The organism is Ruegeria sp. YTSA072, from assembly GCF_059610285.1.
The window spans coordinates 1-18,209 of sequence record NZ_JBXWNI010000004.1 but is presented as its reverse complement, the minus strand read 5'-3'; the positions used below and the strand labels follow the sequence as shown (position 1 = coordinate 18,209).

The following is an 18,209-nucleotide window of genomic DNA, read 5'->3' as shown; positions in this document are numbered from 1 at the left end:
ACGGGTCTGCCTTCGGCGTCAATTTGTCAAGGTCTGCCCCCATTGTCAGGGCAATGTGACGCGACTAAAGCTGTGCATATGACACTGACCCTGCCAACCCCCGCATCACCGCTCAAAATCGGCACTCGTGGCTCACCGCTGGCGCTGGCGCAAGCTTATGAAACCCGGCAACGGCTGGGCAAAGCCTTTGATCTGCCCGAAGACGCGTTCGAGATTGTGGTGATCAAGACCACCGGCGACAACCGCGCCATGATTGATGCGGATCGTCCGTTGAAAGAGATTGGCAACAAAGGCCTGTTCACCAAGGAAATCGAAGAGGCGATGCTGCGTGGCGATATCGACATCGCGGTGCATTCCACCAAGGACATGCCAGTAGAACAGCCCCAGGGTCTGGTGCTGGACACGTTTCTGCCGCGCGAAGATGTGCGGGACGTCTTTATCTCACCTAGCCTGAGCTCGATCCATGACCTCGCGCAGGGCGCAATTGTGGGCACCTCATCGCTGCGGCGGCGGGCACAATTGCTGAACCGTCGCCCGGACCTGAATGTGGTCGAGTTCCGGGGCAATGTTCAAACGCGCCTCAAGAAGCTGGCAGATGGTGTGGCCGATTGCACGTTTCTGGCCATGGCCGGCATCCGGCGTCTGAATATGGAGGAGGTTCCCGCAACCGCCATCGCCGTCGAAGATATGCTGCCCGCCATCGCCCAAGGCACGATCGGCATCGAGCGCCGTGGCGATGATTCCCGTGCGGCCGAAATGCTCGAGGCCATCCACCACGCTGAGACCGGGCAGCGATTGGCAGCAGAACGCGCATTGCTGGCCGCTTTGGACGGCTCTTGCGAAACGCCGATCGCGGGTTTGGCAGAAATAGAAGGTGATCAACTACGCATGCGCGGTGAGGTTTTGCGCCCCGACGGGTCCGAATCCATATCCGAGGACACCACTGGGTCGGTCGCAGATGGCCCGGAAATAGGTCGCGCCATGGCAGAATCCCTGCTGAAACAGGCAGGCCCAGGCTTTTTTGATTGGAAAAAATAAAAAAGTTTAAGAAAAGTGAACTACTTCACTGAGACAGTGCCGTCGATGGTGCATAAAGTATTCATACCGGTTGTGAAGTCGGGTCGGTCTCGAAATAGTCGAAAGTTTTTTTAGTCCGTTCTCTTTTAAGTGGTATTCGAGGGGGCGAGACCAGACCCTGAAATCCAACCAGTTAGGGCCGCTGTCAGAAATGACAGCGGCCCGCTCAATTTTATGGCCTTTTTGACCCTCAGGCTGCGCTGATCGCCTGAACCGCTTTCTCAACGGCCATCCGTGTCTGATCCAGATCTGCTTGGGTCACAGCCAGAGACGGATAGAGTTTGCCGGGGGCTTTAAATATCCCATGTGCGCGCAGCGAATCGTTGTAGATGGCGTTGCGGCGGGGGTCATCATGTTTGGCGCTGCGGTAGTCGCGACAGTCCGCATCCGTGAAATAGATGTCGAACAGGGTTTCGTCCCCGCAGATCTGATGCGGGATGCCAGCCCCGGTCAGCGCATCCACCTGCATCTGTTGAAGCTCGGCACCGATTTCACGCAGATGGTCATACATGCCGTCGCGCCGCAAAACCTCCATCGTCTTCAACCCGGCAGCCGAAGCGACGGGGTTACCCGACAGCGTGCCCAACTGCATCAGCCAGCCTTCCTCGCCTACTTTCGCTTTGTCAAAATGCTGCATGATCTCGGCGCTTGCGCCCAGCGCGGCCAAAGGGAAGCCGCCGCCGATGATTTTGCCCAAGGTGCAGATATCGGGCGTCACGCCATATTTTTCTTGCGCGCCGCCATAAGCCAAACGGAATCCGGTGACGATTTCATCGAAAATCAGCAGAACATTGTGCTTGTCGCAAAGATCGCGCAACCCCTGAAGGTATCCGGGTGCCGGAGGGACAATTCGTTGCAACGGCTCAACCATGATCGCGGCAACGTCATCATGCTCGGCCAGTAGATTGGCAACGGCTTCCAGATCATTGAAAGGCGCGATCAGCATCTGCTCGGCCACACTGTCGGGAATGCCCGCGCTGTCCGGGACAGCTTGGGGGAAGTTGACGTGGCGGCTGGGGGCCAGACTCATCTGTGCCTCGGCGCTCATCCCGTGATAGCCGCCTTCGAATTTCAGGATCTTGCTACGGCCAGTATAGGCACGGGCCAGACGAATGGCGTACATATCAGCCTCCCCCCCCGCAGCGACAAAGCGGACCTGCTCACAACACGGCACCGCGTCAACGATGGCCTCGGCCAGTTCGATGCCCCGGGCGTTGTTGGCAAAGAAAGTCATACCCTTGGGCAGCTGTTCCAGCACGGCTTCTATGACTTCGGGGTGACCATGGCCCAGCAACATCGGGCCCGAACCGATCAGGTAGTCCACATATTCATTGCCGTCTTCATCCCAGACATGGCTGCCCTCGCCGCGCGCGATGATGATTCCGGGATCGAAATTACCAAACCCACCAGCGGGCAGTACCTCATTCGCGCGGGCGCTCCATTCGGATTGGGTGTTGATTTTCAGCATCTCAAACGATCTCCAAAATTGGCGGACCAAGAACCTCTGGGTCTGGCACAACACCTAACCCCGGTCCGTCGGGCGGGGCAATCCGGCCGTTTTCACGGTTTGGTGCGTCGGGACAAATGCGGGGTGACACATACGATGACAGGTCGCACGTGTTCATCAGTGACCCGTGCGGGGTCGAGGCCGCAAAATGCAGCGATGCAGCGGTGACTATGTCCGAGCCCCAGGTGCATTCGGCGCAGATTTCGGCCCCGAAATGCACGGTCAGATCACGCGCCCGGCGCATGGCCGACAAACCGCCGAACTTCGAAAGCTTGAGCGCGACAGCATCCAAACAACCCAGCTCATGCGCACGCTGCAGCGACGCCAGATCATGGGCGTTCTCGTCTATCTTCATAGGTAAACCAGTGGCCTGCCGAACCGCCGCACAGTCCTCAAGTGTTTTGCAGGGCTGTTCCAGCATCACATCCAAGTGGGCCACCGCCCTGCCCGTTCGCGTAGCTTGCAGGCGTGACGCACCGCAGTTCCAGTCTCCATAAACCAGAGGACCCGGTCCCACGGCCTCACGCACTTTGGTCAAACGCTCGGCGTCGGCCTGCCAGTCGCCTTCGACCCCCAGCTTGACCTGAAACTGGCGAATGCCGGTCTGGTAAGCCGTCTTGGCGATCCGCGCCATATCATCCGGCGCGACGCAGGTGATCGAGTGGTACAGCGGCATGTCCTTTCGTGTCCGCCCACCCAGCAACGCATAGACCGGTTGACCCGTCGCTTGTCCGAACAAATCCCAAAGTGCGATGTCGACGAGTGACTTGGCATAGAGATGCCCCTGCAGGAACCCGTCCAGCTTTCGCATCGGCGCATCTACCCCGAAGGGGGACATGCCCAGAATCTCGCGGCCCATCTCTGTCACTGCGCCCGGCACTCCGCCCGCAAACGCTGGCAGGTAATGCGGGATCGGGCAGACCTCGCCCCAACCCCTCAAGCCTGTATCTGTCTCAAGGCACAGGATATGAGAGGTCACGGTCGCGCAGGTCTTACCCTCAGCCATGTGATAGGTCTCATGACTCGTCAGATCGACGGCCCAGAGCGTTATCCTGATGATCCTCAATGATAAACTCCGACGGGATCGCCCAATGCATCTTCGTCAGGGTGCACACCAAGTCCCGGCGTTTCCGGCAAATGCAGGTGGCCGTCGATATTGCGGGGGCCTCGCCCGCCAGCGACATCGACGGTGATCATGTCCTGGCACGCCCAGACGGCGTGGCAATTTTCATCCGGAATTGTCGCCGCCAGATGCAGCGCCTCGGTATCGGCCAGAACCGAACCACCGGTGGCCATCACGAACATGTCGATTCCATGCGCCGACGCGATGTCCCGGATACGTGCAGCCTTGGTCAGGCCGCCGACGCGGTTCAGTTTTATTCCGAACACCTCAGCCAACCCTTCGCGGGCAATGCGGGCGGCGTCTTGCAGGGTCACAAGACTTTCATCCACCGAAACGGATGAGGCATGGCGGCCCGAGATCGCGGCGATATCGTCCAGCGACTCGCAGGGCTGTTCAAACATCACGTTCAGGTCCTCGCAGGCACTCATCACCCGCAGGGCTTGCTGCCGGGTCCAGCCACGGTTGACGTCATAAAGGACGATCTCGCCGGGGCGTCGGATACTTTCCACGTCACGGACGCGGGCAATGTCGCGTTCTACATCCCCACCGATTTTGACCGAATGCGCAACGTAACCGCGGCTGCGATAGCGCTCCATCACTTCGCGCGTTTCTTCGACGGTCTTCGCACCGACCGACGAGGCAATCGGGCGCGGCGTGCGAGACCCGCCGCCCATCAGATCGGCAATTGGCAGACCGGCGGCCTGACCCGCAATATCCCAGCAAGCCATATCAATGGGGCTTTTGGCATAGAGGTGGCCTGGCAGAGCGATATCCATCGCCCGTTCGACATCCAGCACCCGACGCGGATCAAGGCCCAGAATGAACGGTGCCATCGTCTGAATCCCGGCGCGAATACCCGGACCGTGGGCTGGAACATATGTGTGGCCCCACGGGGTACCCTCGCCCCAACCGGTCAGACCTGAATCGGTTTCGATCTTTACAATCGTTGCGTCGAGCGTTTCAAACTTCAACCGCCCACCAGACAGCCAATACGGATGCTCAAGCGGTAGGTCGACATGGTAGACTGAAAGACGAGTGATTTTCATTTCAGTTCCACTTCAACAAAGGTCATCGGCGCGTCCCCGGCATTGATCACGTTGTGTTCGACACCCTCGTCGCGGCGATAAGTTACTCCCGCAGCAACCGTTACGTCGTTGACCGAACCATCGGGCAGTTCCAGCCGCATATGGCAATCGGTTACGGCGGTGATGACGTAATCCATTGCGTGACGATGCCATCCCGTTTCGGCCCCCGGTGCAAAGTCAAATCGCGTCACACGCACGCGGGCGTCATCAATCATCTGAGTGGCTTCGGCTTGCGGTCTCATAGACGGAACTCCTCAATCGGGATACTGGGCCATTTCGCAACACAGGCATGCCCACATTGGGATGGCCAGATAGGTATCGGAATGGTTTTCATGCCGCATCCATTTGTGGCAAGTCGTTCAATCCTTGTCCTCGCCACAGAACGAAAGCCAGAATTGGCTCGTCGGTTGTTGTCATGGCGTGGCTTTGCCAGCTGCAGTGATGTCGTGTCTGATTGAGGCCGACGTAAGTCTCGTCTTCTTCGACGCGGAACATCGCCCCACCGCCTACGATCAGATAGAGTTCTTCGGCCTGATGGCTGTGCCAATCATAATTCAGGCCCGCCCCCCAGTAGGCGACGTAGCCCCGCATTTGGGTCGAATGGAAATGCCCGGTCGGACCGAATAGCTCGTAATAGCCATAGCGACTAAGGAAATCGGCGCCGACCTCTTCCTCCGTATAGGTGTGTTTCCACTGCGCCAGATGTGCGGTTGCCCTGATCGCGTCTGAAAGGGATCGCGTTGCGTGCCCGGTCGCGAAGTCAGTTTGCTGAATCAATTCAACGGCTGGGATTTGGTATGGCTCCAAATCGGCCGGCGTCAGGTCATCAGGCCAAGCGCCGAATTCTGAAAGCTCAGGATGTGATTGATGCATCTGTCGGGCAGCTTCGAGAACGTCGTCCATCGTCATGGGATCACCACGATGTTCCCGGTGTGCTGCTTGGCAATGAATGCGGCTTGCGCCTCGCGCAACTCTTCCAGGGGAAATGTCGCGGCCAGGGCGGGCTTAATCTCACCAGCCTCGATATACTGAACGATGTTATGCATCACCTGGGGGTCAATCACGGTAGAGCCGGTGAGGGTCAGGTCACGCAGGTAGAATGTGCGCAGGTCAAATTCGACCATGGGCCCGGCAATCGCGCCCGAGCATGTATAGCGCCCCCCACGTTCCAGAATGTCGATCAGGTTGGGCCAGTAGGGGCCACCAACCACGTCGGCTACAACGGTGACCTTTTCATTGCCAAGCGCCGCACGCAGGTTTTCCGGAGCGCGTGGCAGGATCATGTCCGCGCCCAGTTTCGCCACGTCTGCGTGTTTCGCCTCTGACGCCAGTGCAATGACTCGGGCACCCCGGCGTTTGGCCAGTTGCACCAAGGCACCGCCAACCCCGCCCGAGGCTCCGGGCACCAGAACCGTGTCGGCGTCGGTGACGTTGGCGCGGGTCAGCATGCCCTCGGCAGTCGAATAGGAACACGAGAACGTTGCCAGTTCGGCATCCGACAGGTCGGACCGGATCGGCACCGCGTTAACCGCCAGGGTCGTGGCGTATTCGGCGAACCCACCGTCCCGTTCCGAGCCGAAATAGCCGGTTTTGTCCTTATTGCCCGGATCAAACGGGTCGCGCAGCCATCCATCGGTGATCACACGTTGACCGATCAACCCGGGGTCGACGCCTTTTCCCACGGCGACGACCTCCCCGCAGATATCAGCCCCTTGGATCCGGGGAAAAGTGATGGGCGCGCCGCCCCACGTCGGATCCTCGTCACTGACTTCCTCGAACGCGTCGCCTGTCGTCGCATCGGTCACGGTTTTTGAGTACCAGCCGGATCGCGTGTTGACGTCGGTATTGTTAAGCCCGCAGGCTGCGACTTTGATCAACACCTCGCCGGCCGCGGGATCCGGGCGCGGCCAGTCTTTGTGCAGCACCATTTGCTCCAAGCCGCCATGGCCCATCGTGACCATGGCCTTCATTTTGTCAGGCAAGCTCATTATGCAGTCTCCAAAATAGCGTCGGTGCGGGGCAGCAGGCTTTGCGGATCATAGGCTGGTTCGCCCAGAACATAGGCCGCGCGGGGTTGGCCATGAATCACGACCTGTAACTCGGTGCCAGGGGCAGCAGCCTCGGGCTTGATGTACGCAAAGGCCAGGATCTTGCCGACCGTGTGCCCATAGACGACTGAGGCTGTTGAACCCACTACACGTCCGCCCAGCATCACCGCTTCTCCACCGTGGCCGTCAATTTCACCATCCGGCTCAATTTCGAGATAGGCACACACCCACGGCAAGTCAGTGTTCAGCGTTTTGTCTTTGCCCAGATACTCTTTGTCCGTACGCGCAAAGCGCAGCACATCAGCCTCGGCCAAAGTGACCTCGTTGGTCAGCTCGCCCGCGCCCTTGAACCCCTTCTCCATCCGCATCACATTCATGGCGAAGCTGCCATAGTCGGTGATGCCGTGCGGCTCACCCGCTGCCCAAAGCGCATTGTAGACGTCGAGGCAGGCGGCGTTGGGCATGTGCAATTCCCACCCCAACTCGCCGGCATAAGACATGCGGAAGGCCCAGACCTTGTGACCTGCGATGGTGATCTCCTGCGCGGATAGCCAACGGAACCCGGCATTGCTCAGATCGGCATCGGTGCAGCGCGCCAGCACGTCCCGCGACCGGGGGCCGTTCAGCGACAGGGCGGACCAGTCGGAAGACAAGGCTGTGACCTGAACATTCTCCTTTGCGCCTTGTTGCGCGAGATAGTCCAGCAGACGCTGTTCGAAGAACGCGGCACAGACCAGATAGAAGCGGTCTTCGGCCATGCGGACAATCGTCGTCTCCAACTCGATCCGCCCCCGACGGTTCAGCATGTGGGTCAGCGTGATCGATCCGACCTTTTGCGGCATCCGGTTGGCGGTCAGACGGTCCAACAGCGCGTAGGCATCAGGGCCCGAGACTTCGACCTTGGTGAAGGCGGTCACGTCCATGATGCCCACGCGTTCGCGCACCGCTTTGACCTCAGTTGCGACCATGTCATCCGCAGGGGTCCGACGGAAGGAGTAGTGATCGCGCTGCTCGGCCCCATCCCGGACGAACCAGCGGGGGCGCTCAAAACCATAAACTTCTTCATGTACCGCACCCTTGGAATTCAACAGATCATATAGAGGCGACGGCTTGATCGGACGCCCCGCCAGACGGTTGAAATGGGGAAACGGAATTTCGTGGCGCAGGCAGTAGTCTTCCTCGGCCTTAACCACCTGCCAGTCCTTAGTGGCATAGCTGCCGAAGCGGCGCGGGTCGAAGTCGCGCATCGAGATATCGGCGGCCCCATGCACCATCCATCGCGCCAGTTCGCGGGTCAGTCCCGGCCCCCAGCCAATGCCAATCTGCGTCCCACAGCAACACCAGTAGTTCCGCACACCCGGCGCAGGCCCGATCAAAGGGTTCCCGTCCGGCGGATGTGAAATCGCACCGTGCACGTCGCGTTGAATGCCCAACTCGGCAAAGATCGGCATGCGGTTCAGGCTTTCTTCAAGCCACGGCATCACTCGGTCGTAATCCGCATCGAACAGCCAGTTCTCGTATTCCCAGGGGCAATGATCATGCCAGACCGAGTTCGGGTTCTCTTTCTCGTATATCCCGATCAGGCCGCGCTGCTGCTCCATCCGGATGTAGCCCGAGACCTTGCGGTCATCGCGGATCACGGGCAGTTCCTTGTCCAGATTCTGGAACTCGGGCACCGGCTCGGTCACGAAGTAATGGTGGGTCATCGAGGTCATGGGCAGTTGCAGCCCCGACCATTCGCCCATCTGACGGGCATAGGTGCCGCCAGCGTTCACCACATGCTCACAAGTTATGGTGCCCTGTGCGGTCTCTACCACCCACTCGCCATTCTCGGCCTGCGTAATGTTGGTGGCGCGGCAGTTGCGGAAGATGCGTACACCCTTTTGCCGCGCTCCAGTTGCCATTGCCATGGTGACGTTGGTCGGGTCCACATGCCCGTCATCAGGCGTGTGCAGTGCACCCAACACGCCTTCGAGATTGTAGAACGGGTGCAGTTCGGCCACCTTTTCAGGTCCGACTAGCTCAATGTTGAACCCCAGCGACCGGCCCACCGACAGGGTGTGGCGCAGCCAGTCCATTTCATCCTCGGTATAGGCCAGACGGAACGATCCGCAGCCATGCCACGTCACCGGCTGGCCGGTTTCGGCCTCCAGCTGGCCAGAATACAAGCTGATGTTGTAGTCGACGCATTTACCCAACCCAAAACTGGACGTCGAATGCGTGATCTGCCCAGCGGCGTGCCAGGTGCTGCCGCTGGTCAGCTCGGCCTTTTCAAGCAGGACGGTGTCGTCGCCCCATCCTTCATGCGCCAGATGATAGGCCAGACCGACTCCCATGACACCTCCGCCTACGATCACCACGCGGGCATGCGACGGCAGATTCTTCTCGGACATGATTTTTCCTCTTCCCGAGTCGCGTTTCTGCTCGACAGGCTAATTCCACAAATGTACCATCGTCAATCATGAATGACACAAATGTATCATCAACTGTTCTGGATCGCCTGTCCGAGGAATGGGACGCCCTTACGCCCGAAGCGCAGAAGGCCGCGCGTTACGTGCTGGAAAACCCAACCGATGTTGGAGTTTCTACCGTGCGAGAGATCGCCGAGGCGGCGAAAGTCAAACCCAACACGTTTGTCCGCATGGCGCGGCAGGTGGGGTTCGAGGGCTACGAAGATTTTCGCGCCCCGTTCCGGGATGCGATCCGGCAGGGACGAGTGTCATTTCCGGACCGCGCCCGCTGGTTGCAGGACATCGGCAAGTCAGGGGAACTGGGCGGCCTCTATGCCGATATGATCGGCGCCGCGATCCGCAATATCGAAGAAACCTTTGCCGGGATCGACGCCGCAAAGCTGAAGGCCGCGGCCGAGGATATCTGGAATTGTCGCCAGATTTTCACACTGGGCGTTGGCGTCAACAATTCTAACGCGCGAAACTTCACCTATCTGGCCTCAACCGGCATGAAGCAGTTTCACGCCATCCCGCGTCCCGGTTCCACTCCGGTGGATGATCTGGCATGGGCGGATGAGCAAGACGTACTGATCGCGATCACCTGCCATCCCTACCGCACTGAAGTCATCGACGCTATCAAACTGGCGCGGCAACAGGGAATGACCGTCATTGGCATTTCCGACAGCCCGGCCAGCCCAGTGATCCTAAATGCACAGCACGGTTTTGTCGTTGCCGCTGACACACCACAGTTCTTTCCGTCCTCGGTTTCGACCATCGCCTTGCTGGAAACGCTGCTGTCCTTTGTGATCGCCGTTTCCAGCGATGAGATCGTCGAGCGGGTGGAACGATTTCACCAACGCCGCCACCAGCTTGGCCTCTACGCGGAGGAACCCGAATGAACGCACCTCTGACGCATTCACTGGACGCGCGGTATTATACCGACCCCGCGATTTTCGCGCAGGAGATGCAGGGGCTTCTGGCCCGCACATGGCAATTCGCCGGGCATGTGGCGCAGGTTCGGGAATCGGGCGATTACTTTGCTTTTGAAATCGCCGGGCAAAACCTGTTCTGCATTCAGGGCCGAGACAGCGAAATTCGCACGTTCTATAACGTGTGCCAGCATCGCGCACATGAGATGGTAACAGGCGCTGGCAACACCCGCGTCGTAGTCTGCCCCTATCACGCCTGGACCTATGAGCTGTCCGGCCAGCTGCGCGCGGGACCCAATATCAAATCCGTCCCCGGTTTTGACCGCAGCGCCATCTGCCTGACTTCGGTTCGGACCGAGGTGTTCAACGGATTCATCTTCGTCAACCTCGACGACAACGCCGCCCCGATGGATGAATGGTACCCCGGCGTGCGCGAGGAAATCCGCGCCTTTGTCCCTCATATCGACGATCTGGAACCGCTGGAATGGGTCGAAATCCCGGAAAACTGCAATTGGAAAGTCAGTATAGAGAATTACTCGGAGTGCTATCATTGCCCGACCAACCACCCGACCTTTGCCGAAGGTGTGGTCAAGCCCGAGACCTATGACATCCAGCCCGATGCAGACGGCGGTTACGTGCTGCGTCATACGACCGAATGCCAAAGCCTCGACAAGATGACCTACCCGGTCGATCTGTCGGTGCCACATGCGGGCGACTATCAGTCATGGTTCTTGTGGCCGATGTTCTCGTTCCAATGCTATCCCGGCAATGTGCTTAACACTTATCACTGGCGCGCCATTGATGCCGATCACTGCACCGTCTGGCGCGGCTGGTACACCGAGGGTGGATCCGAAAGCGCGGTGATACGACAACTGGCCGTGCAGGACCGGGAGACCACAGTCGAGGAAGACATCCATCTGGTCGAAAGCGTCCATCGCGGCCTGAAATCCCGCGGGTATCGCCCCGGTCCGCTCGTGCTGGACCCCAGTTGTGGGGTGATGTCGGAACACTCAATTGCCCGGTTGCAACAATGGATGCGCGAGGCGGTGGAATAATCTGCGCTCGCCCAAAAGTGACCTGCAGGATCGGATCGAACGGGTACAGTTCAAAACGATCCCACAATATGATCGCATTTACGAACACCGCGCAAAGCGATGAAGAACCGGAGACCATAGATGGCTGATATTTTCGACGAAGACCTGTTCCTGAAAGGCCTTGAACAGCGCAAGAACACGCTGGGCGCGGAATACGTGGAAAAGAACCTGGCGGCGGCAGATGACTTTACCCGTCCGTTCCAAGAGGCGATGACCGCTTGGTGCTGGGGATTTGGCTGGGGCGATGACGTGATCGACGCCAAGACGCGGTCGATGATGAACCTGTCCATGATCGGCGCGCTTGGGAAGATGCATGAATGGGAAATTCACTGCAAAGGCGCGATCAACAACGGCGTCTCGCCCGAGGAAATCCGAGCCATCATCCACGTGATTGGCATCTACTGTGGTGTCCCACAAGCGCTGGAGTGTTTCCGCGTTGCCCGCAAGGTACTGGGCCACACCTGACCCAGTGACCGTCTTATCCTACAAAAAAAGCGGCCGCTGGGGCCGCTTTTATTCATGCCTTGTGCGCCGCGCTTATTCGAGTGACACCCACAGCACCTTCGCATCTTCCTCACTGGTTGAAATGCACCCGTGCCCCATCCCGCTGTCATAATAAAGCGAGTCACCAGCCTTCATCGGCAGCGGGCGGTAATGCTCTGACACAAAAATCAGCTCTCCGCTGATGACATACATGAACTCTTCGCCCGTATGCCGGATCCAGGTTTCGAACTCTGACAGGTCGCGGGCTTTGATTGTCGCGATATAGGGCAGCATCCGCTTGCTGGTCAGCTCGGGACACAGCAGTTCGTGCAAATAGGTCGGTGTGCTTTTTATCTCGCCTTCACCTTTCGGGGTAAAGTCGCGCCTTCCCGAAATCCCCGATTGCCCGGACTGCAGAAACAGCTGCGGCGTGCTCATATCCAGCGCCTGCGTCAGCCTGCGCACGATGTCGAAACTTGGCCGCGTCTGGTTGTTTTCGATCTTCGATAAAGTGGACCGACCGATTCCCGCCGCGCGTCCGGCTTCCTCCAAAGTCCAGCCTTTTGCACGTCGTGCATCGCGGATGGAACGCCCCAGAACCTCACCCTCGTCCTGATCTTCCGGTGAGGAAACATCACCGCGAGTCTCGTCGCCCATAAAAATCTCCCTGTTTTACCAGAGGTTACAGATTTCCCTCAAACCACACAACTTCACAAATGTGAGATATATGTTGCTTTATCTGCACGATTTCCACTATAGGAAACAAAATTTCGTACTGAGGATTCGGTGCCTGAGGAGGAAACCATGTTCAAAACGTCGCTTACCGAAGCTGATCCGGTTGTCGCCGCGTCAATTGCGCGAGAAGGCAAACGTCAGGCTGAACAGATCGAATTGATCGCGTCCGAGAATATTGTCTCGCAAGCGGTGATCGACGCGCAGGGGTCAGTCCTGACCAACAAATACGCCGAAGGGTACCCTGGCCGTCGCTACTATGGCGGATGCGAATTTGTAGACGAAGTTGAATCCGAGGCCATCGACCGTCTGAAACAGTTGTTCGGCTGCGAATACGCTAACGTTCAGCCGCATTCGGGCGCGCAGGCCAACGGCGCCGTCAAATTGGCCCTGCTCAGCCCCGGCGACACGATCCTGGGCATGTCACTGGATGCGGGTGGCCACCTAACACACGGTGCCAAACCAGCACAATCCGGCAAGTGGTTCCGCCCGGTTCAGTACGGTCTGACAGACGCAGGTCTGATCGACTACGATCAGGTTGCAGAGTTGGCAAAGGCTGAAAAGCCCAAGTTGATCATCGCTGGCGCATCCGCCTATTCGCAAAAGATCGATTTTGCCCGCTTCCGTGCCATTGCAGATGAGGTCGGCGCGTGGCTGCTGGCGGACATGGCACATATCGCCGGCCTGGTCGCAACAGGGCTGCACCCCTCGCCTATCGGCCACGCGCATGTGGTTACCTCGACCACGCACAAAACCCTGCGCGGTCCGCGCGGCGGGATCATTCTGACGAATGACGAGGCGCTGGCGAAAAAGATGAATTCGGCCGTTTTCCCCGGCCTTCAGGGCGGCCCACTGATGCATGTGATTGCCGGTAAGGCTGTCGCGTTTGGCGAGGCGCTAAAGCCCGAATTCAAGGACTACATGCAACGCGTTGTGGATAGCGCATCGGCCCTGGCAAACGTCATGATGGCGCGTGGATGTGACATCGTTTCGGGCGGCACGGAAAACCACCTGATGCTGGTCGATCTGCGCCCGCTGGGCGTGACCGGCAAAGACGCAGAAGCCGCGCTGGAGCGTGCCGGGTTCACCTGCAACAAGAATAGCGTGCCGGGCGATCCGCAAAAACCTACCGTGACCAGCGGTATCCGGCTGGGCACCGCAGCAGGCTGCAGTCGCGGGTTTGGACCGGAAGAGTTCAAACAAATCGGTCACCTGATCGGCGACGTGCTCGAGGCCTTGGCCCAATCCCCCGAGGGCGACGCGAAGATCGAAGCCGAAACCCGCAAAAAAGTCCGCGCACTCTGCGCCAGCCACCCGATCTACTGAAAGTCCGTTCAATGAGTATCTACGACCTAATCGTCATCGGGGGCGGACCCGGCGGATATGTTGCAGCAATCCGCGCAGCACAACTGGGCATGAAAGTCGCCTGCGTTGAAGGCCGCGGTTCGCTTGGCGGAACCTGTCTGAATGTGGGGTGCATACCCTCCAAAGCGTTGCTGACCTCCTCGGCTAAGTATGCCGAGCTTGCACATCTCTCCTCCCATGGCATTGCTGTCGAGGGGGCCAGCATCGACCTGAGCTCGATGATGGGTCGCAAGGACAAGATCGTCGGCGATCTGACCAAGGGCATTGCGTTTCTGTTCAAGAAAAACGGCGTCGATCTGATCGAGGGCTGGGCCAGTATCCCTTCTGACGGGCAGGTCAAAGTTGGCGAAGATGTTTATGAAGCCAAAAACATCCTGATCGCCACCGGTTCCGAGCCTACCCCGCTGAACGGGATCGATATTGACGAGCAGGACATCCTGAGCTCGACCGGAGCAATCGCGCTGGACGCTGTACCCGAACATCTGGTTGTCGTCGGTGCTGGCGTGATCGGGCTGGAGCTTGGGCAGGTCTGGTCCCGTTTGGGTGCAAAGGTCACGGTTGTCGAATATCTGGATCGCATTCTGCCCGGAATTGACGGCGAGATCGCGAAACTCGCACAGCGCGCCCTGTCAAAGCGTGGCCTGAAGTTTCAGCTGGGGCGCGCACTGAAAACCATCGACAAGACCAACGTTGGACTGACGCTGAAATTGGACCGGGTCGGCAAAGACAAGGAAGAGGTGATCGAGGCTGACAAGGTCCTGATCGCCGTCGGACGCCGCCCCGTAACGCGCGGGCTTGGGCTGGAAGATCTGGGGATAGCCTTTGACCCGCGCGGCTTTATCCAGGTGGACAAGTCGTTCCGCACTTCGGTCCCTGGCATCTATGCGATCGGCGATTGTGTCCCCGGCCCGATGCTTGCCCACAAGGCCGAAGAAGACGGCGTCGCCTGTGTCGAGATGCTGGCAGGTGAAGCCGGTCATGTGGATTACAACACCGTTCCGGGCGTTGTGTATACTGACCCCGAAGTCGCCTCGGTCGGTCTGACCGAGGAAGCACTGAAAGAGGCTGGCACCGAATATTCGGTTGGCAAGTTTGCCTTCATGGCCAACTCACGTGCGCGCTCGACCGGTGAGACGGACGGTGCCGTCAAAGTACTGGCCGACCCAAATGGCAATATCCTGGGCGCGCATATCTGCGGCGCACATGGCGGTGACCTGATCGCCGAGCTGGTTCTGGCCATGACCAAGGGCGCAACCGTCGGCGAAGTCGCCTCAACCTGTCATGCGCATCCGGCAATGGGCGAGGCCGTAAAGGAAGCCTGCCTGGACGCCATGGGCCGCGCAATCCACGCCTGAGAGGGAACAGCCAGATGACCATCCAGCTTCGCACCCGCCATCCGGAAAAAGCCAAGAAGGCCGACAGTGTCATCCCGCGAAAGCCGAAGTGGATTCGCAAGAAAAAGATCGACGGGCCCGAATATTACGAGACCCGTCGCCTGATGCGCGACCACGATCTGGCAACGGTCTGCGAAGAGGCCGCCTGCCCCAATATTGGCGAATGCTGGTCCAAGCGCCACGCCACCATGATGATCATGGGCGAGATCTGCACCCGTGGCTGTTCTTTCTGCAACGTGGCCACCGGCCGCCCCGATGCGCTGGACGCGTTCGAACCCGGGCGCGTCGCAGCGGCGGTGAAAAAGCTGGGCTTGCGCCATGTGGTGATCACATCCGTGGACCGCGATGATCTAGCCGATGGCGGAGCCGAACATATCGCGCAAACCATCCGCGCCGTGCGTCATCAGAACCCCGGCACCACGGTCGAGGTGCTGACCCCCGATTTTCTGGGCAAAGGCGACGCGGCGGATCTGGTGTTCGATGCTGCCCCGGACGTGTTCAACCACAATCTGGAAACCGTTCCGCACTTGTACCCGACCGTTCGCCCCGGCGCACGCTACTATACTTCACTGCGACTTCTGGATGATGCCAAGCGCGCAAACCCAGAAATCTTTACGAAATCCGGCTTGATGGTTGGCCTGGGCGAGAGCCTGAATGACGTGCGTCAGGTCATGGACGATCTGCGCGCGGCTCAGGTCGATTTTCTGACCGTGGGTCAATACCTGCAGCCGACCCCAAAACACCATCCAATTGACCGGTTCTGGTCACCGGAGGAGTTCGCCCAACTGGAACAGATCGCAAGGTCCAAGGGCTTTTTGCATGTGTCGGCGACGCCGCTGACACGTTCCTCGTTCCACGCCGACGAAGATTTTGCCGCCCTCAAGCAGGCCCGCCAGCGGGCCATCGCCAACGGGGCATAAACCAAACGCAAATGGGAGGGAAACCATGGAAGCGTTAAATTCAATCGTAGGAGCCATCAATGGCGTCGTATGGGGGCCGCTGATGCTGGTCCTCATCCTTGGCGTCGGCTTCTTCCTGCAGGTCGGGCTGAAATTCATGCCGATCCTGAAAATCGGCACCGGCTTCAAGCTGCTGTTTGCTGGCCGCGAAGGCCAAGGTGATGGTCAGATCAGCCCGTTCAACGCGCTGATGACGTCGCTGTCGGCAACCATTGGTACCGGCAACATCGCCGGTGTGGCCACTGCTGTCTTCCTGGGCGGTCCGGGCGCTTTGTTCTGGATGTGGATGACCGCCCTGGTGGGCATGGCCACCAAATATGCCGAAGCTGTTCTGGCGGTTAAATACCGTGAAAAAGACGAGCTGGGCAATTTTGTCGGCGGCCCGATGTACTACATCAAAAACGGCCTCGGCGCGAAATGGGCCTGGCTGGGCGTTGCATTTGCCCTGTTCGGCGCAGTTGCAGCCTTTGGCATCGGAAACGGCGTGCAGGCCAACGGCGTGGCGCAGGTTCTGGAATCGAACTTCGGCGTGAACACTTCGGTCACCGGCGTGGTTCTGATGGTCCTGACCGCAGCCGTTATTCTGGGCGGCATCACCCGCATCGGTGCGGTTGCTGGTAAACTGGTTCCGGCCATGGCAATTGCATACATTGTTGCAGGCCTTTTGGTTCTGATCATCAATATCGGCGAGATCGGCAACGCGCTGTCACTGGTCTTCACCTACGCCTTCACGCCGTCCGCCGCCGAAGGTGGCTTTGCAGGTGCAGCCGTTTGGGCCGCCATCCGTTTTGGTGTGGCACGAGGTGTGTTCTCGAACGAAGCCGGTCTGGGTTCGGCTCCGATTGCTCACGCGGCAGCCGAGACCAAAGGTCCGGTCAACCAGGGCCTGATCGCGATGCTGGGTACGTTCATCGACACAATCATCGTGTGCTCGATCACCGGTCTGGCGATCATTTCGACAGGCGCATGGACCTCCGGTGAATCCGGTGCGGCCCTGACCTCACTGGCATTCGCCACGTCGCTGCCGGGTGGCGGTGCTCTGATCGCAATCGCTCTGTCGATCTTCGCCTTCACAACCATCCTCGGCTGGTCGTTCTACGGCGAAAAATGCGTCGAGTTCCTTCTGGGTGTTAAATCCCTGATGCCGTACCGCGTTCTGTGGATTGTCGCGATCTACTTCGGCGCAACCGCGGATCTGGGCTTTGTCTGGCTGCTGGCGGATACGCTGAACGCCATGATGGCCATTCCGAACCTGATCGCCCTAGCCCTGCTGAGCCCGATCGTCTTCAAACTGACGAAAGAGTTCTTTGCCTCGGGCGGCAAATCCGAAGAGCCGGGCGGCACGCCTGCCGAATAATCCGGCCCTGAAGAATACGGGGGGCCATTCCGGCCCCCCGCCTTTGAAATAGAATTCCATATCTCGAGGAGAGACGTGATGGCCACGAAAATCCTGCTGCCTATTGACCACACTGACGAACGCTCGTGGAAATTGGCCCTGCCGACCGCATTGGAACAAGCAAAATTCTACGGTGCTGAACTGCATGCGGTTGCCGTCATTCCCGAGATCATCCAACTGCCGAACCTGCCCGCCAACTATGGCGCCGGTGCCAAAGAGCACGTGCGTAATGCGGTTCAAGCCATTCTGGATCATGCCAATGCCTCCGACGTTGCAATTCACATCGAAGAAGGCAGCGTCTACCGCGAAATCCTGAAGCTGGCCTACAAGGACGGCTTTGATCTGATCGTCATGGCGTCGACCAAAGGCGATTTCCCGAATTATGAAATTGGCCCGAACCTGGCCCGTGTGGTGCGCAACGCGCATTGCACCGTCATGGTCGTTCGTGACCAATCTCGCTGATCGAAAGGCTAGAGATATGATCGATTTAAAACGCACCCCCTTGTATGACTTGCACGTTGAGTTGGGGGGTAAGCTTGTTGATTTTGCTGGTTGGGAGATGCCTGT

Annotated in this window: 17 protein-coding genes; 9 read left to right on the top strand and 8 right to left on the bottom strand. The window is 58.9% G+C overall.

Annotation, left to right across the window (positions count from 1 at the left end; translation table 11 throughout):
- Positions 1 to 78: 78 nt before the first annotated feature.
- Positions 79 to 1,038, top strand: a complete 960-nt coding sequence (hemC, locus tag AC2FIB_RS08975; RefSeq protein WP_496734234.1) for a hydroxymethylbilane synthase — start codon at positions 79 to 81, stop codon at positions 1,036 to 1,038.
- A gap of 229 nt (positions 1,039 to 1,267) precedes the next feature.
- Here hemC and AC2FIB_RS08970 read toward each other — a convergent pair whose 3' ends face one another.
- The 7 genes from AC2FIB_RS08970 to AC2FIB_RS08940 all read right to left on the bottom strand — a co-directional run bounded on the left by AC2FIB_RS08970 (position 1,268) and on the right by AC2FIB_RS08940 (position 9,233).
- The gene (locus AC2FIB_RS08970) at positions 1,268 to 2,545 is read right to left on the bottom strand and encodes an aspartate aminotransferase family protein (protein WP_496734232.1); all 1,278 of its coding nucleotides are present in this window, start codon (positions 2,543 to 2,545) and stop codon (positions 1,268 to 1,270) included.
- A 1-nt stretch (position 2,546) separates the two neighbouring features.
- Positions 2,547 to 3,650 carry a mandelate racemase/muconate lactonizing enzyme family protein gene (locus AC2FIB_RS08965; protein WP_496734231.1) on the bottom strand — a complete coding sequence of 368 codons (1,104 nt, stop codon included), beginning with the start codon at positions 3,648 to 3,650 and terminating at the stop codon, positions 2,547 to 2,549.
- Positions 3,647 to 4,753 (bottom strand): mandelate racemase/muconate lactonizing enzyme family protein, encoded by a 1,107-nt coding sequence (locus tag AC2FIB_RS08960; RefSeq protein WP_496841958.1) that lies wholly within the window; start codon positions 4,751 to 4,753, stop codon positions 3,647 to 3,649. Before AC2FIB_RS08960 ends, AC2FIB_RS08965 begins: the two co-directional genes overlap by 4 nt.
- Positions 4,750 to 5,034: a cupin domain-containing protein gene (locus AC2FIB_RS08955; protein ID WP_496734228.1), complete on the bottom strand. Its 285-nt coding sequence runs from the start codon at positions 5,032 to 5,034 to the stop codon at positions 4,750 to 4,752. The genes AC2FIB_RS08960 and AC2FIB_RS08955 overlap by 4 nt, the downstream gene beginning before the upstream one ends.
- Before the next feature lie 88 nt (positions 5,035 to 5,122).
- Complete coding sequence (locus AC2FIB_RS08950; protein ID WP_496734226.1) at positions 5,123 to 5,701, bottom strand: dimethylsulfonioproprionate lyase family protein; 579 nt, start codon at positions 5,699 to 5,701, stop codon at positions 5,123 to 5,125.
- Positions 5,698 to 6,780, bottom strand: a complete 1,083-nt coding sequence (locus AC2FIB_RS08945; RefSeq protein ID WP_496734225.1) for an alcohol dehydrogenase family protein — start codon at positions 6,778 to 6,780, stop codon at positions 5,698 to 5,700. Before AC2FIB_RS08945 ends, AC2FIB_RS08950 begins: the two co-directional genes overlap by 4 nt.
- Positions 6,780 to 9,233 carry an FAD-dependent oxidoreductase gene (locus AC2FIB_RS08940; protein ID WP_496734224.1) on the bottom strand — a complete coding sequence of 818 codons (2,454 nt, stop codon included), beginning with the start codon at positions 9,231 to 9,233 and terminating at the stop codon, positions 6,780 to 6,782. Before AC2FIB_RS08940 ends, AC2FIB_RS08945 begins: the two co-directional genes overlap by 1 nt.
- 68 nt (positions 9,234 to 9,301) lie before the next feature.
- Between AC2FIB_RS08940 and AC2FIB_RS08935 the strand changes: the two genes are divergently transcribed.
- From AC2FIB_RS08935 to AC2FIB_RS08925, 3 genes are all read left to right on the top strand, one after another.
- Positions 9,302 to 10,189, top strand: a complete 888-nt coding sequence (locus AC2FIB_RS08935; RefSeq protein WP_496734222.1) for a MurR/RpiR family transcriptional regulator — start codon at positions 9,302 to 9,304, stop codon at positions 10,187 to 10,189.
- Entirely contained in the window at positions 10,186 to 11,274 is a 1,089-nt protein-coding gene (locus tag AC2FIB_RS08930) for an aromatic ring-hydroxylating oxygenase subunit alpha (RefSeq protein ID WP_496734221.1), read from the top strand. Before AC2FIB_RS08935 ends, AC2FIB_RS08930 begins: the two co-directional genes overlap by 4 nt.
- 120 nt (positions 11,275 to 11,394) lie before the next feature.
- Positions 11,395 to 11,778 carry a carboxymuconolactone decarboxylase family protein gene (locus tag AC2FIB_RS08925; protein WP_058273646.1) on the top strand — a complete coding sequence of 128 codons (384 nt, stop codon included), beginning with the start codon at positions 11,395 to 11,397 and terminating at the stop codon, positions 11,776 to 11,778.
- A gap of 72 nt (positions 11,779 to 11,850) precedes the next feature.
- Here the strand turns inward: AC2FIB_RS08925 and AC2FIB_RS08920 are convergent, their stop codons facing one another.
- A complete protein-coding gene (locus tag AC2FIB_RS08920) occupies positions 11,851 to 12,453 on the bottom strand; it encodes a helix-turn-helix domain-containing protein (protein WP_496734219.1) in 603 nt (200 codons plus the stop codon).
- A gap of 147 nt (positions 12,454 to 12,600) precedes the next feature.
- On the opposite strand from AC2FIB_RS08920, the gene glyA reads away from it, so the two are divergent.
- The 5 genes from glyA (at position 12,601) to AC2FIB_RS08895 (ending at position 18,104) form a co-directional block, all read left to right on the top strand.
- Positions 12,601 to 13,854 (top strand): serine hydroxymethyltransferase, encoded by a 1,254-nt coding sequence (gene glyA / locus AC2FIB_RS08915; protein ID WP_496734217.1) that lies wholly within the window; start codon positions 12,601 to 12,603, stop codon positions 13,852 to 13,854.
- An 11-nt stretch (positions 13,855 to 13,865) separates the two neighbouring features.
- Positions 13,866 to 15,248: a dihydrolipoyl dehydrogenase gene (gene lpdA / locus AC2FIB_RS08910; protein ID WP_496841955.1), complete on the top strand. Its 1,383-nt coding sequence runs from the start codon at positions 13,866 to 13,868 to the stop codon at positions 15,246 to 15,248.
- A gap of 14 nt (positions 15,249 to 15,262) precedes the next feature.
- Positions 15,263 to 16,207 carry a lipoyl synthase gene (gene lipA / locus AC2FIB_RS08905; protein WP_496734215.1) on the top strand — a complete coding sequence of 315 codons (945 nt, stop codon included), beginning with the start codon at positions 15,263 to 15,265 and terminating at the stop codon, positions 16,205 to 16,207.
- Positions 16,208 to 16,232: 25 nt separating this feature from the next.
- Positions 16,233 to 17,603, top strand: a complete 1,371-nt coding sequence (locus AC2FIB_RS08900) for an alanine/glycine:cation symporter family protein (RefSeq protein WP_108860658.1) — start codon at positions 16,233 to 16,235, stop codon at positions 17,601 to 17,603.
- 78 nt (positions 17,604 to 17,681) lie between these two features.
- Positions 17,682 to 18,104: a universal stress protein gene (locus AC2FIB_RS08895; protein ID WP_496734214.1), complete on the top strand. Its 423-nt coding sequence runs from the start codon at positions 17,682 to 17,684 to the stop codon at positions 18,102 to 18,104.
- The last annotated feature ends 105 nt before the right edge of the window (positions 18,105 to 18,209 follow it).